Origin of the sequence: Caldanaerobacter subterraneus subsp. tengcongensis MB4 (assembly GCF_000007085.1) — a bacterium.
Taxonomy (GTDB): domain Bacteria; phylum Bacillota; class Thermoanaerobacteria; order Thermoanaerobacterales; family Thermoanaerobacteraceae; genus Thermoanaerobacter; species Thermoanaerobacter subterraneus.
The window spans coordinates 1563937-1583242 of record NC_003869.1; the positions used below are offsets into that span (position 1 = coordinate 1563937).

Annotated in this window: 21 protein-coding genes, 1 tRNA gene and 1 pseudogene; 6 read left to right on the top strand and 17 right to left on the bottom strand. The window is 37.6% G+C overall.

Annotated elements, in window-relative coordinates; genetic code table 11:
* The first annotated feature begins 687 nt into the window (after positions 1-687).
* From TTE_RS07685 to TTE_RS07705, 5 genes are all read left to right on the top strand, one after another.
* The gene (locus TTE_RS07685; RefSeq protein ID WP_011025843.1) at positions 688-1389 is read left to right on the top strand and encodes a DUF969 domain-containing protein; all 702 of its coding nucleotides are present in this window, start codon (positions 688-690) and stop codon (positions 1387-1389) included.
* A 15-nt stretch (positions 1390-1404) separates the two neighbouring features.
* Positions 1405-2361: a DUF979 domain-containing protein gene (locus TTE_RS07690; protein ID WP_009610357.1), complete on the top strand. Its 957-nt coding sequence runs from the start codon at positions 1405-1407 to the stop codon at positions 2359-2361.
* A gap of 26 nt (positions 2362-2387) precedes the next feature.
* The gene (gene pcp, locus TTE_RS07695; protein ID WP_009610337.1) at positions 2388-3008 is read left to right on the top strand and encodes a pyroglutamyl-peptidase I; all 621 of its coding nucleotides are present in this window, start codon (positions 2388-2390) and stop codon (positions 3006-3008) included.
* A 16-nt stretch (positions 3009-3024) separates the two neighbouring features.
* Complete coding sequence (locus tag TTE_RS13525; protein WP_011025844.1) at positions 3025-3426, top strand: gamma-glutamylcyclotransferase family protein; 402 nt, start codon at positions 3025-3027, stop codon at positions 3424-3426.
* Positions 3427-3641: 215 nt separating this feature from the next.
* Complete coding sequence (locus TTE_RS07705; RefSeq protein WP_009610358.1) at positions 3642-4328, top strand: Crp/Fnr family transcriptional regulator; 687 nt, start codon at positions 3642-3644, stop codon at positions 4326-4328.
* A gap of 131 nt (positions 4329-4459) precedes the next feature.
* On the opposite strand, the pseudogene TTE_RS07710 reads toward TTE_RS07705, so the two are convergent.
* Positions 4460-4762, bottom strand: a pseudogene (locus TTE_RS07710) (ATP-binding protein); the annotation flags it as partial.
* 253 nt (positions 4763-5015) lie between these two features.
* Between TTE_RS07710 and TTE_RS07715 the strand changes: the two are divergent.
* Positions 5016-5091, top strand: a tRNA-Pro gene (locus TTE_RS07715).
* Between the two features lie 43 nt (positions 5092-5134).
* Here the strand turns inward: TTE_RS07715 and spoIVA are convergent.
* The 16 genes from spoIVA to TTE_RS07795 all read right to left on the bottom strand — a co-directional run bounded on the left by spoIVA (position 5135) and on the right by TTE_RS07795 (position 19297).
* A complete protein-coding gene (spoIVA, locus tag TTE_RS07720) occupies positions 5135-6613 on the bottom strand; it encodes a stage IV sporulation protein A (RefSeq protein ID WP_009610336.1) in 1479 nt (492 codons plus the stop codon).
* Between the two features lie 102 nt (positions 6614-6715).
* Positions 6716-7708: an NAD(P)H-dependent glycerol-3-phosphate dehydrogenase gene (locus TTE_RS07725; RefSeq protein WP_011025845.1), complete on the bottom strand. Its 993-nt coding sequence runs from the start codon at positions 7706-7708 to the stop codon at positions 6716-6718.
* A 15-nt stretch (positions 7709-7723) separates the two neighbouring features.
* Positions 7724-8320, bottom strand: a complete 597-nt coding sequence (gene plsY / locus TTE_RS07730; RefSeq protein ID WP_011025846.1) for a glycerol-3-phosphate 1-O-acyltransferase PlsY — start codon at positions 8318-8320, stop codon at positions 7724-7726.
* Between the two features lie 18 nt (positions 8321-8338).
* The gene (gene der / locus TTE_RS07735; RefSeq protein WP_011025847.1) at positions 8339-9658 is read right to left on the bottom strand and encodes a ribosome biogenesis GTPase Der; all 1320 of its coding nucleotides are present in this window, start codon (positions 9656-9658) and stop codon (positions 8339-8341) included.
* 5 nt (positions 9659-9663) lie between these two features.
* Complete coding sequence (locus TTE_RS07740; protein ID WP_011025848.1) at positions 9664-10974, bottom strand: radical SAM protein; 1311 nt, start codon at positions 10972-10974, stop codon at positions 9664-9666.
* Between the two features lie 59 nt (positions 10975-11033).
* Positions 11034-11498: a DUF3189 family protein gene (locus TTE_RS07745; protein WP_011025849.1), complete on the bottom strand. Its 465-nt coding sequence runs from the start codon at positions 11496-11498 to the stop codon at positions 11034-11036.
* A gap of 9 nt (positions 11499-11507) precedes the next feature.
* On the bottom strand, positions 11508-11939 hold the full coding sequence (locus tag TTE_RS07750; protein WP_011025850.1) for a DUF3189 family protein: 432 nt from the start codon (positions 11937-11939) through the stop codon (positions 11508-11510).
* 8 nt (positions 11940-11947) lie between these two features.
* On the bottom strand, positions 11948-12151 hold the full coding sequence (locus tag TTE_RS07755; protein WP_011025851.1) for a capping complex subunit for YIEGIA: 204 nt from the start codon (positions 12149-12151) through the stop codon (positions 11948-11950).
* A 4-nt stretch (positions 12152-12155) separates the two neighbouring features.
* Complete coding sequence (locus TTE_RS07760; RefSeq protein ID WP_009610344.1) at positions 12156-13061, bottom strand: YIEGIA family protein; 906 nt, start codon at positions 13059-13061, stop codon at positions 12156-12158.
* Complete coding sequence (locus TTE_RS07765; RefSeq protein ID WP_011025852.1) at positions 13058-14185, bottom strand: stage II sporulation protein P; 1128 nt, start codon at positions 14183-14185, stop codon at positions 13058-13060. The genes TTE_RS07760 and TTE_RS07765 overlap by 4 nt, the downstream gene beginning before the upstream one ends.
* Positions 14160-14858 (bottom strand): DUF1614 domain-containing protein, encoded by a 699-nt coding sequence (locus TTE_RS07770; protein WP_011025853.1) that lies wholly within the window; start codon positions 14856-14858, stop codon positions 14160-14162. The genes TTE_RS07765 and TTE_RS07770 overlap by 26 nt, the downstream gene beginning before the upstream one ends.
* 101 nt (positions 14859-14959) lie before the next feature.
* Positions 14960-15646, bottom strand: a complete 687-nt coding sequence (gene phoU, locus TTE_RS07775) for a phosphate signaling complex protein PhoU (RefSeq protein ID WP_009610351.1) — start codon at positions 15644-15646, stop codon at positions 14960-14962.
* A gap of 14 nt (positions 15647-15660) precedes the next feature.
* A complete protein-coding gene (gene pstB, locus TTE_RS07780) occupies positions 15661-16410 on the bottom strand; it encodes a phosphate ABC transporter ATP-binding protein PstB (RefSeq protein ID WP_011025854.1) in 750 nt (249 codons plus the stop codon).
* 43 nt (positions 16411-16453) lie between these two features.
* Positions 16454-17341, bottom strand: coding sequence for a phosphate ABC transporter permease PstA (gene pstA, locus TTE_RS07785; protein WP_011025855.1), 888 nt, complete (start codon positions 17339-17341; stop codon positions 16454-16456).
* On the bottom strand, positions 17338-18231 hold the full coding sequence (pstC, locus tag TTE_RS07790) for a phosphate ABC transporter permease subunit PstC (protein ID WP_009610335.1): 894 nt from the start codon (positions 18229-18231) through the stop codon (positions 17338-17340). The genes pstA and pstC overlap by 4 nt, the downstream gene beginning before the upstream one ends.
* 190 nt (positions 18232-18421) lie before the next feature.
* Entirely contained in the window at positions 18422-19297 is an 876-nt protein-coding gene (locus tag TTE_RS07795; RefSeq protein ID WP_009610350.1) for a phosphate ABC transporter substrate-binding protein, read from the bottom strand.
* Positions 19298-19306 lie beyond the last annotated feature (9 nt).

Here is a 19306-nt window from a genome sequence, read left to right on the forward strand (position 1 = left end):
TTCCATTTCAGTGTGCACTACACATTTCTTAATGTGCTTTTTCGCACATTTGCTTGATAGTGTGAAATTTCAGTACGTGACAAAGCAGAAAAAATGAGGTATTAATGTAGAAAAAAAGACCTCACCGGGAAAAAACCAAAAATCAAAACAAAAGGAAGGTAAGGTCCGATATATTATTAGATATTCGACACATAGTGTAGTGGGTATAATCCTGCTTTTGGTTCAAGATTTTAATGAAAATAGTAAAGGAAAACGAAGCAGAATATAGACTAAATCCCTATCACTTGCAGAAGAACTTGCTAGAGGCCCTGTGGTATGACGAAGAGACATATACTGGAAGATCCATTTGCGAGCAAGCTATGGATAAAATACATTTTAAAGGAAATAACACGAGCACAAAGATTTGGCAGTAGGTATTTGAGGAAGGAGTATAGTTCTATTATTTTACATTAAGAAAAGCAGAGAAAGAAAGGATATTTGTGTTTTTGTTAAAGTAATAATTTAACATAAATGGAATATATATAAATTACTAATCAAGCTTATAAGTTATTAGCGGTGAGGTCGGCTACAAAAAATTTTTTACCTACAAAATTTTGACACGGGCAAATTGTAGCCGTGACTACAGTTTTATTTATGTATTGTTGATATAATTATAAAAAAATAAATCCATTTTAAAGGGGGTAGTTTATGATTAAGTTAATTGGTATTTTAATCATTATTGTGGGATTTATCTTAAAGCTCGATACTTTAGCAGTGGTTTTAATTGCTGGTATTGTGACTGGCCTGGTGGCAGGATTGCCTTTTCCTAAAATTGTAGAAATTTTAGGGAAAGCTTTTGTAGAGAATAGGTATATGTCTATATTTATTGTCTCATTGCCTGTAATTGGAATCCTTGAAAGGTATGGCCTCCGTGAAAGAGCTGCATATGTAATAGGGAAAATAAAAGCAGCTACAGTGGGGAAAGTAACTGCTTTATATCTAGTACTTAGAACATTATCAGCGATGTTCGGCTTAAGGCTTGGCGGACATGTACAATTTATACGACCTTTGATACTACCTATGGCAGAAGGGGCAGCAATGAATAGATATGGCGAAATAAAAAGCGAAGACCATGAAACAATTAAGGGATTAGAAGCTGCAGTAGAAAACTATGGCAATTTCTTTGGGCAGAATGCTTTTGTTGCAGCAGGAGGAGTTTTGTTAATTGTTGGCGTATTAAAAGAATTAAACTATACTGTAGAAGCTATAGATATTGCAAAAGCGTCAATACCTATCGCGTTAATAATAATGGTAGTTGGTAGTTTGCAGTTTTTCTATTATGACAGAAAATTTGACCAAAAATATGGAATAAAAACAAGGCCTAAAAAAGAAAATAGGCAGAATGCTTAGGAAGGAGGAGTGTTGATGCTTAAGGATGCTTTAACTGAAATCCTATACATTATGATGGGCATAGTTTGTTTTTACTCGGTGTATGCTACACTAAAAGAAAAAAGTCATCCTTCAAAAATTCCTACTGCTTTATTTTGGGGATTATTAGGAATAATTTTTACATTTAGCCGAATAGGCTTATTGTGGGGTAATAAAAACATTTATATACCTGATATCTATACAGGATACATGGTTATTATATTGACTCTGTTATCTGCATTTCGGTTAGTCAAAATTGGAAAATTTGACGAATCAACCTCAGAATTTAAACAACAAATGTCACAAAAAATTGGCAATTTAATCTTTGTTCCAGCCTTGGCTCTTGGTATTGTTGCGTTTATTGTTGCCCAAATATGGACTAAACAACTGGGTTCTCTTGTGGCTTTTTGGATATCAACTGTAGTAGCTGCAATTTTGGCATTAGTTATTACGAAAGGGAAAGTTAAAGAAATGGCTGATGATGGTAGGAGGTTACTTGAAGTAGTAGGACCTGTAAGCATTTTACCACAATTGCTTGCTGCTCTAGGGGCTATTTTTACCGCTGCAGGAGTAGGCGATGTGATTGCAAGTGGAATAAAGACTGTCATTCCTCAAGGTAATATACTTTTAGGAGTAATTGCTTATTGCGTAGGAATGGCTTTATTTACCATGATAATGGGCAATGCTTTTGCAGCTTTTGCAGTTATTACAGCAGGTATCGGAATTCCTTTTGTAATAGCTCAAGGAGGGAATCCTGTGATAGTAGCGGCCTTAGGTATGACAGCAGGATATTGTGGAACTTTAATGACACCAATGGCGGCAAATTTTAACATAGTTCCGACTGCAATATTGGAAATGGAAGATAAGAAATATGGAGTTATAAAATATCAAGTTCCTGTAGCTATTGCCATGCTCATTATTCACATAGTACTAATGTATGTTTGGGCATTTTAATATTTTTATGAAAGGGTGATGTGGTAATGAAAATACTTGTAACAGCTTTTGATCCTTTTGGTGGGGAAAGTATTAATCCTTCTTATGAAGTATTAAAAAACTTAAAAGATAATATAGAAGGTGCGGAGATAGTTAAGATTCAAGTTCCTACTGTTTTTTATCTCTCTGTTGAGAAGGCAATAGAAAAAATAAAGGAAGTTAATCCGGATGCAGTTTTAAGTATTGGACAAGCTGGAGGACGATATGATATAAGTGTGGAGAGAGTAGCCATCAATATCGATGATGCTAGAATTCCAGATAATATAGGACAGCAGCCAATTGATACACCGATTGACCCTGAAGGAGCTCCAGCTTATTTTGCCACTATTCCAATAAAAGAGATAGTGGAAGAGATAAAGAAAGAAAATATACCGGCATCAATTTCCAATACAGCAGGTACGTATGTGTGCAATCATCTAATGTATGGAATTCTAAATTACATTCACAAAAACAAATTAAACATTAAAGCGGGCTTTATTCACATACCTTATTTGCCAGTGCAAGTTTTGAATAAGCCTTCTACTCCTTCCATGTCTTTAGGGGATATGGTTAAAGCTATAGAAACTGCTATAAAAGTAATTGTAAAAAGTTGTAAAAAAAGTAGATAGCAGTTATTTGGGAGAAGTGAAAAAACTATTTGTATATGGAACTTTAATGAGAGGTTTTGAAAATTACAACAAATATTTAAAAGATAAAGTTAAAGAGATAAAGAAAGGATATACTTACGGCAATCTCTATCACCTGATACGGGAAAGTTGTCCTGCTTTAATTGAAGGGAAAGAAAAAATATGGGGGGAGATTATTACTTTCTATGATGATGGCAATGTTTTGTCAAGTATTGATGAGTTAGAGTTATATTTTGGAGATAAGCATGAAATTATGTATTTAAGAGAAAAAAGAGAAGTATTTTATGAGAATGGCGAAAAAGAGTATATTGATGTTTATGTATATAAAAAAGACATAAAAAGAGAACCTCATATTTATATCGAAACAGGTGACTGGAGAACATTTTTATTAAAGAGATGAAACTATGTTAGGCATGGAGATTTTTATGCTCCATGCCTTTTAGATATTTAGATATAGAAAACCTAATAAAGGTCAAAATATAGAAATGCAATTTTAAAGATAGTATAATTAATTTTAAAGGTTAACTTTTTAATTACACATATTGTAAAAATAGCAAAATTGTTGGTGTAATTTTTATTGTTCCAAACAGAAAAGAAATGAGGAGCTGAAAGGGGATGACTATAAGTTCGGTATATAACGAAATGTTTGATATAAATCGACAGAAAGATATGAGAAAATTTTTCCTTAATATAGCTATAGAGGGATATAAAAAGAGTTTTTTGAAAAATGAAACTATAACAATTGATTGTGACAAAACATATATTGCCATAATAACGAAAGGGTTGATAAAGCAATTTATTTCAAATAAAAATGGGAAGATAAAAGTTCTTTATTTGTTGCAGCCAGGGGAGATATTTGGGGAATTTTCTTATTTAGGAGGAGGATTTGATTTAATTGAAGGTCAAGCTATAAAAGATAGTGAAATATCTATTATTTTTGAAGATAAATTAAATTCTATGCTGAAAACAAATCCTACGATGTATAAATATATTGCTCATAGCATGAGCAGAAAATTCAGAATTGTTACTATGCAAATGAGTGATTTGATTTTCAAAGATTCAATGGGAAGACTATGCGATTTTCTAATTAGAGTGTTTTATCAGGAAGGTAAGAAAATAGAAAAAGGTTATATAATAGACATCCCTTTAACCCATGAGGATATTGCTAATTTAATAGGATGTGATAGAGTAACTGTTACAAAAGGACTAAATAAGTTGAAAAAAGAAGGTTTAATTGAGATAGATGGAAAAAAGATTATAATAAAAGACCTTCGCTACCTTGAAAATTATGCGGATTCATAACATTTAAGCATGATATAATAAATAACAACCCGGCGATAAGTGAAGGGGTTAATAATTTGAAAGTGTCAATAGCGGATTAAAATTGACCCATTTTCAACGGTTTTAAATTGACCCACCCTGCGTTTTTTTAATTAAGCTTTAATGTTTGGACTACCGTAAAGACCAGTCTTTAATCTATCCTTTAAACGATAGCTGTTACCTCTTATGTTGATTATATGAGCATGGTGCAGCAATCTGTCCAAAGCCGCAGTTGCAAGAACCGGATCCCCCATTAGTTCACCCCATTCCCCAAATCCTTTGTTGCTTGTAAGTATTATGCTCCCTCTCTCATACCGTGCACTTATCAGCTGAAAAAAGAGATTTGCTCCAAGGTTGTCTAAAGGCAAATATCCTATTTCATCTACAACAAGAAGCCTTGGCCTTATGTGGTTCCTCGGAAGGAGTATAGTTCCATTATTTTACATTAAAAAGCAAGAAAAAGGAGAAAAGATCTTTACGCTTTGTCAAAGTAATAATTTAACATAAATAGTAATATATATATAAATCACTAATTTAAACTTATAAATTTTTAGCGGTAAGGTTGTCCACAAAAAATTTTTACCTACAAAATCTTGACACGGGCCAGAAAAAATAAACTCTTGATTTTTTCCTCATTTTCAGCTAAAATAAAGGTAGACCAGAGAATGTCTGGGTGTGGCGCAGCTGGTAGCGCGCCAGAATGGGGTTCTGGAGGCCGGGGGTTCAAGTCCCCCCACTCAGACCAGTGAAAAAAAGACCACTTACTCACAAGTAAGTGGTCTTTTTGTTTAGATGATTATGAATATTATTCCTCCGCCACTGTCATTCACTACTTTCTCCAACGTATCTCTCAATTTATGACTTAAATTTTCAGGAATTGCACTTACTTTGTTTTGCATACCTTCTTTTACAAGATCGCTCAATGTCTTTCCAAATATGTTGGATTCCCAGATTTTTTCTGGGGCATTTTCAAACTGCTCTGTTATGTATTTTACAAAGTCTTCGCTTTGCTTTTCTGTACCTACTACAGGTGTCACTTCTGCTGTTATATCTGTGCGGAAAATATGATAGGAAGGTGCAGAGGCTTTAAGCCTTACCGCAAATCTTCCACCTTGCCTCACTATTTCAGGCTTTTCAAATTTCATCTCCTCTAAACTCGCAGGAACTACCCCTACTCCTGTCTCTTGTGCCTTTAAAAATGCCTCTTTTATTCTATCGTACTGTCTTTTTGCATGTGCCAGTTCTTTTATAACACTCATCAATTCTTTGTCATTTTTGATTGTAAGCCCGCTTTCATCACTTAAAATTTTGAAAAATAAGCCTTCATGGGTTTTAATCTCAATATTGGCGCTTCCCTCTCCGGGAGCAATCTTTTTTATAAACACCTCTGAAAAGTTTTCATTTGCTTTAAGACCGCCTACAAGATTTGAAATATCTCTTAGCCTATACAAATCTTTTACGCTCTCTTTTACCGTAGAAAGCACATTTTCTTTAAACCAGTGGTTTTTATCAAGAGCATCCACCCATGTAGGAAGGTCAATGGCAATTTCCCTGATTGGAAATTCAAAAAGCACTTTTTCCAAAATTTTGTAAATATCCTTAATCTCCATCTGCATCACATTGACTACAATCACAGGTGTATCGTACTTTTTCTCCAGTTCACTTGCTAAATTCATTGTTTCTGTATTCTGCGGATGAGTGGTATTGAGAAGAATTATAAAAGGTTTGTTTAGCTCTTTTAATTCTTTTATAACCCTTTCCTCGGCAGGAACGTAATTTTCTCTCGGTATTTCTGTAATACTTCCGTCCGTGGTAACTACTAACCCTATAGTAGAATGGTCGCTTATTACTTTCCTTGTCCCTATCTCCGCTGCCTCTTCAAAAGGTATTTCGTAGTCATACCAAGGGGTAGAAACCATCCTGGGTTTGTCTCCTTCCATGTAGCCTAGCGCTCCTTTTACCATGTATCCAACGCAATCCACAAGCCTTACTTTAAACTTAGTGTTTTCGTTTATAGTTATTTCCACTGCTTTTTCTGGAACAAACTTGGGTTCTGTAGTCATAACTGTTTTGCCAGCAGCGCTCTGAGGAAGTTCATCCCTTATTCTTTCTTTTAAAGGAGCTTCTTCTAGGTTAGGAAGCACTAATATGTCCATAAAACGCTTAATAAAAGTCGACTTGCCTGTTCTAACAGGGCCAACAACTCCTATGTAGATATCTCCCTGAGTTCTCTCAGCAATGTCTCTATAGATGTCGTAGCCTTCCACTTTATTCCCTCCTTTTGGCTATGTCCCTCATTCTCATTCCTAATATATGCTTTTACCCCACAGTTATATGATTAAATATAAAATCTCCGGCAAAGCCGGAGATTAAATTCCGTGTAACTCGTGCTTTTTATCTCTCGTCATCAAATTATAAACCGCCTCAAAAGGATTTTTATTTTCAAAAATTATAGAATAAATCTCCTTGGTAATTGGCATCTCCACTCCATATATTTGAGAAAGCCTGTAGGCTGATTTGGTAGTATTTACGCCTTCCACTACCATCCCTATTTCTTTTAACGCTTCTTTTAAACTTTTCCCCTTGCCTATTAAAATCCCCGCTCTTCTATTTCTTGAATAGTTACTTGTACAGGTCACAATAAGGTCCCCGACCCCTGCCAATCCCAGGAAAGTCAAAGGGTCCGAACCCATAGCCACTCCCAGCCTTGTAATCTCGGCAAGCCCTCTTGTCATGAGAGCAGCTTTTGTATTATCCCCAAAGCCAAGCCCGTCGGAAATCCCCGCCCCTAAAGCGATTATATTTTTTAAAGCTCCTCCTAGTTCCACTCCTATTACATCGGTATTTACATACAGCCTGAAAGTCTCGTTCATAAAAGCCTCCTGTATGAATTCGCAAGCCTTAACGTCCTCTGAAGCAAGTACACAGGCCGTAGGAATCTGTCTTACTACTTCTTCCGCATGACTTGGTCCTGACAGCACTACCACAGGGTTTAAAAGGTATTCCTTTATTACCTCAGACATTCTCTTCAATGAAGAAGTTTCAATCCCTTTTGCCAGATTGACAACAATAGCATTTTTAGAGATTTTCCCTTTTAATTTTTCGGATACTTCTCTTACAGCATGGGAAGGAACAGCAATGACCACTACTTCGGAATCTTCTACTGCTTTATCTAGGTCATTGTACAGTAAAATGCTTGAAGGAAGATCCACGTCAAGGTATCTCGAATTGTGCCTTGTTGCAATAAGTTCCTCAAATTGCTCCTTACTTCTCATCCACAGCCTTACCTGATGGTTTAATTTATTAAGGTGAATAGCTATAGCAGTTCCCCAGCTTCCTGCTCCCAGTACCGCTATTTTCATTTCTCTTTCCCTTTCTTATTTTATTTGAGCTCTCTGCCCTATTTTAGATTCAGTCCCGTTTATCAACCTCTTTATATTAGAGCGATGCTGGAATATTACTAACAACGCTAAGACTATTGCAAAAGTTAAAACTTGAACTGAATTAGGGAAAAATATGTTCAAAAGAGCAAAAGTAATAGCACCTGTCATAGACCCCAAAGATACATAGCGAGTTATAGCAATTACCGCTACTCCAATCGCAAGAGCAATAAGTCCTAAAAGGGGATTTATAGTCATCACCACTCCTACGCTTGTGGCAACTCCTTTTCCACCCCTAAACTTTAAAAATATCGGCCAGTTGTGCCCGCACACAACAGCTATACCGGCAATCAACGCTCCAGGCATTCCTATGAAATACTTTCCAAGTAAGACTGCTACTACCCCTTTCAACACATCGAGCACAAAAACAGGCGCTGCTGCCTTAGGACCCAATACTCTTAAGACATTAGTAGCTCCAGCATTGCCGCTCCCATAATTTCTTATGTCAATATTTCTAGTGTATTTTGTGAAAATATATGCATTATTTATACAGCCAATTAAATAAGCCAAAACAGCAACGAGTACAAATTTCATCTTCTCCCCCCTTTCCCTTTAATCTTCTCCTCTTTTTTTAGTAGAAATCACAATAGGCACTCCCTCAAAACCAAAATTTTGCCTTATAGTGTTTTCAAGAAATCTCACATAAGAGAAATGTAATAATTCAGGCTCATTCACAAAAATTACAAAAGTTGGTGGCTTTGTTCCTACTTGTGTAGCATAGTATATTTTTATAGGTCTTCCTTTAGAAGAAGGTGGCGGAAACATGAGCATTGCTTCATTTAAGACATTGTTTAAAAGCCCTGTAGTAATTCTCTTATTATATTCTTCCCACACTTTATCTACAGTTTCCAAAACTTTGTGAATTCTTTGACCTGTCTTGGCAGATATAAATAGTATAGGAGCAAAAGAGATAAAAGCCAGTTTTTCTCTAATCATCTCTGTATATTCTTTATAAGTATTGCTATCTTTCTCAACAATGTCCCACTTGTTCACAAGAATTATAATTCCCTTCCCGTTTTCAAAAGCATAACCAGCAATTTTTGTATCCTGCTCCGTAGGACCTTCTGTAGCATCTATCATGAGAAGGCATATATCAGCCCTCTCAATTGCAGCCAATGCCCTTAAAACGCTGTACCTTTCTATTGACTCGCTTATCCTACTTTTCCTTCTTATTCCAGCAGTATCAATTAATATATAATTCCTTCCATCTTTAGTAAAAGGAGTATCTATTGCATCTCGAGTAGTTCCTGGTATATCACTTACAATAACTCTTTCTTCCCCTAGTATGCGATTTACTAAAGAAGATTTTCCTACGTTGGGTCTCCCAATCACAGCAATTTTAATCGTTTCTTCTTCATATTCTACATCATTTTCAGGCAACCTCTTTATCACTTCATCCAAAAGTTCACCTATTCCAAGCCCATTTGAAGCAGAGATGGGTATAGGTTCTCCTAAACCCAGCTTGAAAAAGTCATAAAAACTCGCAGGCATCTCTTTGAAACTATCCACTTTATTGCAAACCAAAATCACTTCTTTTTTGGTTTTCCTTAGCATATTGGCTATTTCTTCATCTTCAGGGACAAGTCCCTCTCTCGCATCAACCACAAACAAAATCAAGTCTGCTGCTTCAATAGCCGCTTCTACTTGCAATTTCACTTTCGAAAAGATCACGTCCTTTGGGTCAGGATCCAATCCACCAGTGTCTACCAAAATAAACTTCCTGTTAAGCCATTCTGCATTTCCGTATATTCTGTCCCTTGTAACTCCAGGTATGTCCTCAACAATTGATATCCTTCTTTTAAGAATTCTGTTAAAAAGAGTGGATTTCCCAACGTTTGGTCTTCCGACAATAGCTACCATCGCTCTTGACATTTGCCTCACCTACCTCTGTATATCTTTTGTAAAAACTCTCTTCCATCAACTTCGGAAACAATTACTTCCGCTCCCAAGGCATCCTCCACTTCTCTCACTTTTACATCGTCCAAAAATATATCTGAACCTTCTTTTAGCATCACCCGAGGTATAACCAAAGTCTTGCCCTTTGCCTTGCCTTTGAGCTGTTCTATTATGTCTTTTCCCACTACAAGTCCTGCCACAGTTATGTTTTTTCCAAAGAACTTATTTACTATGGGCATAACTTCAATGTCAAATCCTATACTTTTAAGTTTTTGTGATATATTCCTCATAAAATCATAAGCAGCAATTCCCGTGACGATTAAATAAGGCTTATTACTTCTTCTCACTAACCGCTTTCTTCTCTGAAAAGCTTCTTCAAACTGGTGCTTGAACAAAGCCATAAGCCCAACGCCATTTTCTATCTGCGGAAAATCTTCATAGTGGTCATAATCGGGAATCGGCAAATCCCCAATCACATAAAACTCGTCAGACAAAAAAACAAAAGACGTTCCCAATCTAGCTTTTAATTTTTCCTGCCAGGAAGAAACTTGCTCCACTACCTCCCTCGCCTCATCAATAGTAAAAGGGCGCAGTGGATAGAGGTTATGCCTGTGGTCAGTAAGCCCTACCGGCACCACAGCCACTGATTTTACTCCCGAATAAAGGTCAGATAAGTCTTTTATCGTCTTATCAAGCTCAGCTCCATCGTTGATTTCCGGGCACAAGACAATCTGCCCGTGAACTTCAATCCCATTATTTACTAGTTTCTTTAGGTTTTCCATTATATTTCTCGCGTTAGGATTTCTCATCATCCTTACTCTCAAATCGCCGTCTGTGGTGTGAATTGAGACGTAAATGGGCGAAAGCCTGTATTTTATGATTCTATCAATTTCTTCCTCGTTCATATTAGTCAAAGTTATGAAATTTCCCTGAAGAAAAGAAAGTCTGTAGTCATCATCTTTAAAAAGCAAAGACTTTCGAACTCCTTTTGGCAATTGGTCGATAAAGCAAAAAATGCATTTGTTTCTGCACCTCTTTGGCCTATCAATTATCTCCTCTTCAAACACCAGTCCTATGTCTTCATTGTAATCTTTTTCAATTTCAAACACATATCTCTCACCTGAAATTTTCTCAATTTCCACCTGTACAAATTCATTAGCCATCTCATAGCGATAATCTATTATATCAATGACTTCTCTTCCATTTAATGAAATTAACTTATCGCCTTTTTGTATGCCCAATTCCTCTGCTATACTTCCTTTTATGACATCTTTTATGTTAATCTTCTGCATATTATTCCTCCTAAATCTCCTCCCCCTCTACTAAATTATGAATTAATCTTAAAAATACGTCAAGAGATTTTTTGCAACTTTGTTTTAATAGCTGTTACTAATTCCACAAAATTCTTATACCTTTTCAGTATTCCATAAACTGTTATTGGCCTTCCCAGTGAAATAATACCAAGTCTACGCGATGCAATCCCCCCAATTTTTGTAGTAATGCCAATGGCGGGCAACGCATCCACTACTAGCACTTCTTTTTCACTAATCCCATAAAGATTCAAAAAGCTGTAAATAGCTTTTGTCACAATATCTCTCCCATTTCTCGCCCCCACGATATAAACTTCATTTCCAAACTCGTCTTTACCCATATAAAAAAGAGTTCCAATCTCTTCATTGGAAGTCTTATCATAATAAGGAAGAGAAATAATTTCTCTGAAACTAGGTACCCTATCTGTAGGCAAAAGGCCAATGTGAATTGAAGCAGCAACAACAGAAGAATGTGCACTCCCATAGCACATGTAGATTATAACCATTCTATCACCTCATAAAATTCTCTTATATTTTTCAACAAATTTTTTCATGTGTTTTCTTTTTTGGAGGTAGTAGCCATAAAAAAATTTCTCTACAGTATTTCTGAATATCTTATTTTCTCTTAGCCCCAGTAAAAAGCCAAAAAACTTAAAATCATACTGGGAGGTATCTATAAAAATCACATCATCATCGATGTCAAAAACCTTCATCAAGTCTTTTAAAGTCCTCTTTATGTTTTCACCAAAATTTTTCACTCCCATCACAAAAATTTCATTTCCACACCCATCTTTTCCCATGTATTTTATATTCCCATAATCTACTTGGAATAAAAAGGGGATTTTAAAAAATTCCTCTTCTCCAATATCGAACTTCTCATTCAGATGAAGATAAGCGCAAATGGGAGAAGAATAGCATCCGTAGAAACTATAATAAATCGCTTTCATAACATCACCTAATATTGCTTAACTAAAATAAAAACTCCGTTCTCAAGGTCATGAACTGCTGCTTTGAAAATTCTGCTCATGTACATAGATATTCTCTGTTGATCCTCTTCCGTATCGACGTAAATGATGGGAGCTGTCCCGCTTGATACATTGTCTTTGGCCCTCCTTAACGCTACTATCGCTACTACATAGCCTGTGACGTGAACTTCCATTATATCACCCCAAATTCCTTGTGGCTCCTCTAGATTTGGAAGGATATTTTCTCACAGTTTCTATAGCAGGAATATTCTTGATAATTTCAACAAACGCATCTACATCCGGCTTCATGACAACCATCACGACAATAACATCTCCATTTTCGCTGTTGTTCATGGTCATGGGAGCTAATTCAGGCGTATCTATGTTCATCCTAAGCCCCAGCTGGTTAGCTGTCTCATGAAGTATGGCCTGTCTTATCCCCAGGTTGTTTATAGAAATCAAACTGTCAAGACTTTTAGGTCGAATTATTGCAGCAACACCATACTTTTCAATAATCTCTCTTCCTTCTTTAAGGCCTATGTCCGCCAAAATCACATTTTCAACACTTAAGCGGGGCCCTTTAAATACTATTTTAGCTGGAATCACATCAGCGATATCCCTTATATAGGCAGTTTTCATCACATAGCGAGATAAATAGATGGAAATTCCTCCCACTGCAAGACCGACTAAAGCGCTTTTCGCAAGGTAAACAGAAAGAGAAGTTACTGCAGCCACTGCCATAGCGATATAATTTCTCGCTTCAAAAATCTTGGCTATATTTTCTATGTAAGCAGCTCCCCTTGGAACAAGCTCAGTAGATTCCATTTTCTCTAGGCTTGTCCTCTCTATCTCCCTCACGCCTTTAAACTGCTGTGCCGCTAAAGCAAGAAATGTCACAGCAGTGTACTGCTTTTCGATAAGGGCAGGAACAGAAAAGGCTCCTAAAGCTGCAGATATCACACCTAGTGTCAAATGTGTCATGTACCCTTGTGGATATGTGGGATATTGCCTGTAATCTACTCGCAAATATACAAATCGAGCAAGACTTCCCATAACAATTCCCATCAAAACAATTTTTATATAGAGGTCATGTCCTATGCTCATTCTTCATCTCCTTTTTTTCGCTTAAATCTTCCTAAGTAGCTGGCAAATTCTCTTTTAGTCGCTTTAGAAAATTTGTACAGCATCTCCCTACCCCCGGTACTGAGAAGCATAAAGGCAACGGCAGAAACTATTCCTACTCCTACCAAAATCCATATGCCAGTAGCTGCAGCCTTATTCTGCCCGGGAAGTGGTTTCTGCGTTTTTGTAACTGTTCCCACCTGTTTTTGCTGATCCAACCCGTAAAGAGCTTTTGTAAGGACATCTGCCATAAACCCTGCTGAAACTTCTGCCCTTTGCCTCGTGTGAGGGTATGTCCCAAATTCTAAAAGAAGAGCATTGGGAGTCAGGTCCTGATTGAAGTCTCCTTCTCCAAAAAATATGTCTTTTATAAGGTGAGGATAAGTTTTGTCGGCAATGGCTTTAATCCTATACGCCAGATTTTGATTAGCTTTTAAATTGGGGTTATTCCTCCCAAGGACAATTCTCACTCCTGCAGCATTTTTACCTGCAATTTTCCTTATGTATTCCTCCAAAGGAACAGCATCTCTATGGACATCTAAAAGGAGATCTGGCTTAAATTCTTTCAGCAATTTCACAGCCCCTGCCCTTGAGCGGGTATATGCCATGGCATCGTGGGGAAGGTACAAGGTCCAATCCACTTTTACCTTTACTCCTTTGTCTTCCAATGCTTTCTGAAGAGCAGTATCTACCCTGTATATTCCTCCGTGTCCATTAATGCTAGCAGCGCCGTCAGATGGCAAGTAAGATTCGTCACTGTGAGTGGAGTATATTGCTATCCTTTTTTCACCTGTGTTTTGCGATACAGCTATCGCAGCAGAAACTTCTTCATCCACATCTGGAAGCTTTTCCGTCCGTATGTACTTGGCATAAGCAATTTTCTCTCCTTCATCTACCTCCACTATTTCGTACAGCTTGTTATCCCCTGAAAGGTACATGTCTTTTTTGTGCACATCCATTGCTGTTCGAAACAGCACTTTATCTGTTTTAATGTCATATACTGTGTAGTATCCTGAATTTCCAAGCCCTTCAAAAGGAATTGACGCAAGAATTAATACAAAAGCTAAAAATGTAAAAATCTTATTCTCTATCCTTTTCACCTTCATCACCCTTTTCATAAGTTATGTCAGTTAAACTGCTTGCCATCCCTTCTTTGGGTTCGAGATGCTTTTTACTCGTACCTCCCTGTAATTTTTCTCTCGCCTCTCCAATAACTTCAGAAAGAAATACCGCAATAATCATGGAAATGACCACAGAGTCAAAAAAACCTGCTCCTCCTATTGGAACTGCGCCTTTTATGCCTGTGATAGAGTTTATTATTGCTTGAGCTACATTTGCCAGTATCACTCCCATGACACCAGCTATAAAAGCGCTTCTCCTTGATCGAGAAAAAAGATAGGCAATCAATCCACCTACTATCCCGTAGACGTAATTAGGTTCAATTATCATCGCTTCAGGTTCCGCTGGCAAAATCCTCCCAGCAATATAAACAGCAACACCTGCCAAAATTGAGACAACAATTGCATTTACTCTCTCTCTGGTGCTCTCAGCCTTCAAAAATAGATACAATGATACAGCAAAGGGTATTACTGCCCCTCCTATGTTTACAGAAACGTATTTAGTTACGTAAAGGCTGGGAAGAAAAGTTCCTATAATCATTCCCACAATAACCAGAAACGCCCACATATCTGTCATTTTCATTCTATCCAGCACTCTATGTGCAAATCCGAAAAGTATAGCAAAAGCTGTAATAGAGAGCAATATATAGCTAAGTGGCATAGTAATCCCTCCAATAAAATTGTCTCCTAAATTATCTTTTACAGATTGAAGTGAAAATATACAAAAAAGCGCCTGCTTTCCAGAAGGAAGCAGGCACTTTTTTATTGCTGCCCAGACCTTTTCTTTATGTTTTCAAACTTAAAGTCTATCCTTTCACCTGTCTCTAGATAAATCACCCATTCGCCTATGTTAGTGGTATGGTCGGCAATTCTTTCTAAGTACCTGGCAACAAATAAAAATTCAGCTGCCTGATGAATGTTTCTAGGGTCTTCTATCATGTAGGTCAAAAGCTCTCTAAAAATTTGGCCGTAAAGCGCATCTACTATTTCATCCTTTTCGCCTATTGACCTCGCCAAATCTAAATCCTGCCTTACGTAAGAGTCTAAAGACAGCTTAACCATCTCTCTTACAACATCGCTCATCCTAGGGATATCTATCAACGGCTTTATATACTTCTCATCGGCAATTCTCAAAGTAGTCCTAGCTATATTAACCGCATAGTCTCCCATTCTCTCCAGGTCTGTTACAATCTTTAGACCTGTCAGCACAATTCTCAAGTCCTTTGCAATGGGATGCTGAGTAACCATTATCTTGGCACATTTTTCGTCTATCTCTATCTCCATCTTATTAATTCTGTCATCTTCATCTATAACCCTTTGAGCCATCTCTTTATCGTGGTTAACTAAAGAAGCTATAGAATTCCCAATAGCCTCTTCTACCAAACTCCCCATTTTGAGGATATCGTAGTGAAGTTCTTCAAGTTCCTTTTCAAAGCGAGTTCTGTTCACCCTCTCACCTCCTTTTAGCCGAATCTGCCAGTGATGTAATCCTCTGTCCTTTTATCCTTAGGATTGTAGAACACCTGATCTGTAGGCCCCCATTCCACTAATTCACCGTTTAGGAAAAAGGCCGTGTAATCAGATACTCTTCCTGCCTGTTGCATGTTATGGGTTACTATTATTATAGTATATTTTTTCTTCAACTCTTCAATTAACTCTTCGATCTTCATAGTAGAAATAGGATCTAGCGCCGATGTAGGCTCATCCATCAAAATAACTTCTGGTTCCACTGCCAAAGTCCTTGCAATGCAAAGTCTTTGCTGCTGACCTCCTGATAAGCTCAAAGCAGAATGATGAAGCCTGTCTTTTACCTCATCCCATAAAGCCGCTGCTTTTAAGCTTTTCTCCACTATTTCATTCAAAGTCCTTTTATCTCTTATTCCGTGAATTCTGGGTCCATACGCTACATTGTCATATACTGTCATAGGAAAAGGATTTGGCTTCTGAAATACCATCCCCACTTTTTTGCGAAGCTCAATCACATCAACTTCCTTGTAAATGTCTTTGCCATCGAGCAACACAGTACCACTTATTTTAACGCCTTCAATTAAGTCGTTCATCCTGTTCAAAGTCCTGATAAAGGTAGACTTCCCACACCCGGAAGGACCAATAAGTGCAAGGACACTATTGGGCTCCACATCCAAATTTATCTTTTTGAGAGCCTGTACTTCTCCGTAAAATAAGTCCAAGTCTCTTACCTCTATCTTCTTCATCTGCCAGTCATTCCCCTTCCTATTATCTATATATTATACCATTTTATCTTTCACCTGTCATTCTTCTATACAAAACTCCGCCTAACCACCTTGCAAAAAGGTTGAAAGTCAAAACTGCTAAAAGCAAGACCGCAGAAGCTCCATCCGCAATTTGCCTTGCATCAGGAGCTAAACCTTCGCTATTTACTTTCCAAATATATACAGCCAAAGTCTCTGCCGGCCTGAACAAATTCAAAGGAGAAGTTGGGCTTGAAGGATTTAAGTTTGAAAAATTCAGGGCAGGGCTACTCATACCAGCTGTATAAAGCAGTGCCGCAGCTTCTCCAAAAATTCTTCCGGCAGTTAAAATTATTCCAGTTAAAATTCCAGGCATGGCAGCAGGTACAACTACTTTTGTGATAGTCTGCCATTTTGTCGCCCCAAGGGCAAAACTCGCTTCCCTCAAGCTACTTGGAACACTCTTTATGGCATCCTCACTGACTCTTGTCATGACAGGAAGGTTTAAAACTGTAAGAGCCAGAGCTCCCGCCATAAGTGAATAGCCCCAACCTGTCATTGTGACAAAAACCAAAAGTCCGAAAAGGCCAACGACAATAGAAGGCATAGAAGACAAAGTCTCAACAGACAGGCGTATTACCTCTGTAAAAAGCCCTGGCCTTGCATATTCTGCCATGTATATTCCCGCTCCAAGTCCAATCGGAACAGAGATAATTAAGGTAATCACCAGAAGTTCAATTGAATTAAAAAGCTGAGGGCCTATACCTCCTCCTGCCTCCATAAACTTGGGAGGGGAAGTTAAGAAAGACAAATTAAGCCTTGTCCTTCCTTGATACAAAATATATCCTATGAGGGAAATCAAAAATGCCACTAAAAACCCTGCTACCACGTAAAAATATATTGTAGCAATTTTATCGTAAAGTTTTGCCTTCATCTGTACATTCCCCTCCTGCCTACGAGTCTAATCAATATAATAAAGAAGAAGGATATGATGAGCAGTAAAAGCGCAAGAGACCACAAAGCATTGTTCCAAGCAGTACCCATTACCGTATTTCCCATTTCCATTGTAATAATCGAAGTTATAGTTGACATGGGTTCAAGAAAAGATTTTGGTATCACCGGACGGTTTCCAATAACCATCTGCACTGCCAAAGCTTCTCCAAAAGCTCTCGCAAGCCCGAGTATAATCGCTGTCAAAATGCCGGGTTTTGCCGCAGGTATTAGCACATGTCTTATGGTCTGCCAGCGGGTTGCTCCAAGTGCGTAACTTGCTTCTCTTATTTCTACTGGCAAAGACCTTATCGTATCCGCACTTACACTCGTTATGGTAGGCAGAGTCATTATGGCTAAGACTAGTATACCTGCTAGCAAGCTAAAGCCGAGCCCTCCAAAATGTTTACTTATGAAAGGAACTAATACGCTAAGCCCAAGCCATCCATAAACAACAGAAGGAATACCTACAAATATCTCTATAGCCGGCTGTAAGATTTTTTGCCCCATTTTTTTGCTTATCTCCACCATGAATATTGCCGAAGAGACACCTAACGGTGCACTTATCAATATAGCAAAAATCGAAACAAGAACAGAACCTACAATAAAAGGTAAAGCTCCCACTTGCGGCACTTCTCTGTCAGGCCGCCATTCAGCAGAAAACAAAAATTCTTTCAATGGAATCTTGTTTACAATAAAAGTAGAAAGTCCTTTAGATGCCACAAAATAAAAAAGGGATATGACCAGAACTATTAAAAGCACTGCCGACGAGAAAACGATAACTTTCCCCAACATATCCTGGCGTTTTCTAGCTACTTCATACCTCTTGTCCATAGTATACTCTCATCCCCCGTTCAATTTATACCCATGTAAAACCATTACGCCTATTCAATAATACCAACCCGGAAAAAAACATTCATTAAATTTATGTTAAATCTATGTTAAATTTATGTTAAATCCTTAAATTGGCAACCAATTAAAAAAGAGCTGGAAGTAAAATCCAGCTCCCCCTTTTTTACGATAGTTACTTTACCGGTATAAACCCTAACTTTGGTATTAAATTCTTCTGAACCTCATCGGACAGCATAAAATCCAAGAAGGCTTTTACTGCACCCTTAGGTTCTCCTTTTGTGTACATGTGTTCATATGACCATATTGGGTATTTGCCGTCTATTATGTTCTGAACAGTTGGCTCAACTCCTTCGTATTTTAAAGCTTTGACAGAATTGTCTACATAAGAGAGTGCAAGATAGCTTATAGCACCCTTTGTATCTGCAACAGCTTTTCTAACAGCACCAGAGGAATCCTCTGTTAAAGCTATACCCTGAGCTTCTTCCTGCCCTTTCAAAACGACCTTCTTGAATGTAGCACGCGTTCCTGAACTGGTTGGTCTATTGATTATCACTATCTTCATATCTGGTCCGCCGACTTCTTTCCAGTTGGTTATCTTACCTGTGAATATGTCAATAAGCTGCTGCTGTGTTAAATCATCAACTGTGACGTCTTTGTTTACAACTACAGCAAAACCTACTTTTGCAACCTGATGGTCGACTAACTGTTTTGCAATATTTGGGTCCAATTTTTCTTCAGCAAAAATATCTGAGTTTCCTATGTCAATAGCTCCCTGGACTACCTGTGTCAAACCTGTGCCGCTTCCTCCGCCCTGTACAGTAATTGAAACATTAGGATATTTCTCCATAAAAAGTTTTGCTGCCTGCTCTACCAAGGGCTGTAACGCCGTAGAACCTGCAATTGTGATATTCCCTGAAAGTTCTTGAGAAGTAGAACTTTGAGAAGGAGTTTGGCTTTCTTGTGATTTCGTTCCACATGCCGACAAAGCAAATAAGCTTGCTATTATCAGTACTACAATAAATGTCTTTGCAAATCTACTGGTTAACATCAAAGCACC

Coding starts and splice junctions, on each gene's coding strand:
- TTE_RS07740 (WP_011025848.1), bottom strand. CDS start 10,974: ATGCAGAAGATTAACATAAAAGATGTCATAAAAGGAAGTATAGCAGAG.
- TTE_RS07765 (WP_011025852.1), bottom strand. CDS start 14,185: ATGAAGGTGAAAAGGATAGAGAATAAGATTTTTACATTTTTAGCTTTT.
- pstC (WP_009610335.1), bottom strand. CDS start 18,231: ATGGACAAGAGGTATGAAGTAGCTAGAAAACGCCAGGATATGTTGGGG.
- TTE_RS07745 (WP_011025849.1), bottom strand. CDS start 11,498: ATGGTTATAATCTACATGTGCTATGGGAGTGCACATTCTTCTGTTGTT.
- TTE_RS07705 (WP_009610358.1), top strand. CDS start 3,642: ATGACTATAAGTTCGGTATATAACGAAATGTTTGATATAAATCGACAG.
- plsY (WP_011025846.1), bottom strand. CDS start 8,320: ATGAAATTTGTACTCGTTGCTGTTTTGGCTTATTTAATTGGCTGTATA.
- TTE_RS07685 (WP_011025843.1), top strand. CDS start 688: ATGATTAAGTTAATTGGTATTTTAATCATTATTGTGGGATTTATCTTA.
- TTE_RS07755 (WP_011025851.1), bottom strand. CDS start 12,151: ATGGAAGTTCACGTCACAGGCTATGTAGTAGCGATAGTAGCGTTAAGG.
- TTE_RS07690 (WP_009610357.1), top strand. CDS start 1,405: ATGCTTAAGGATGCTTTAACTGAAATCCTATACATTATGATGGGCATA.
- TTE_RS07770 (WP_011025853.1), bottom strand. CDS start 14,858: ATGCCACTTAGCTATATATTGCTCTCTATTACAGCTTTTGCTATACTT.
- TTE_RS07725 (WP_011025845.1), bottom strand. CDS start 7,708: ATGAAAATAGCGGTACTGGGAGCAGGAAGCTGGGGAACTGCTATAGCT.
- der (WP_011025847.1), bottom strand. CDS start 9,658: ATGTCAAGAGCGATGGTAGCTATTGTCGGAAGACCAAACGTTGGGAAA.
- pstA (WP_011025855.1), bottom strand. CDS start 17,341: ATGAAGGCAAAACTTTACGATAAAATTGCTACAATATATTTTTACGTG.
- pstB (WP_011025854.1), bottom strand. CDS start 16,410: ATGAAGAAGATAGAGGTAAGAGACTTGGACTTATTTTACGGAGAAGTA.
- pcp (WP_009610337.1), top strand. CDS start 2,388: ATGAAAATACTTGTAACAGCTTTTGATCCTTTTGGTGGGGAAAGTATT.
- TTE_RS07750 (WP_011025850.1), bottom strand. CDS start 11,939: ATGAAAGCGATTTATTATAGTTTCTACGGATGCTATTCTTCTCCCATT.
- TTE_RS07795 (WP_009610350.1), bottom strand. CDS start 19,297: ATGTTAACCAGTAGATTTGCAAAGACATTTATTGTAGTACTGATAATA.
- TTE_RS07760 (WP_009610344.1), bottom strand. CDS start 13,061: ATGAGCATAGGACATGACCTCTATATAAAAATTGTTTTGATGGGAATT.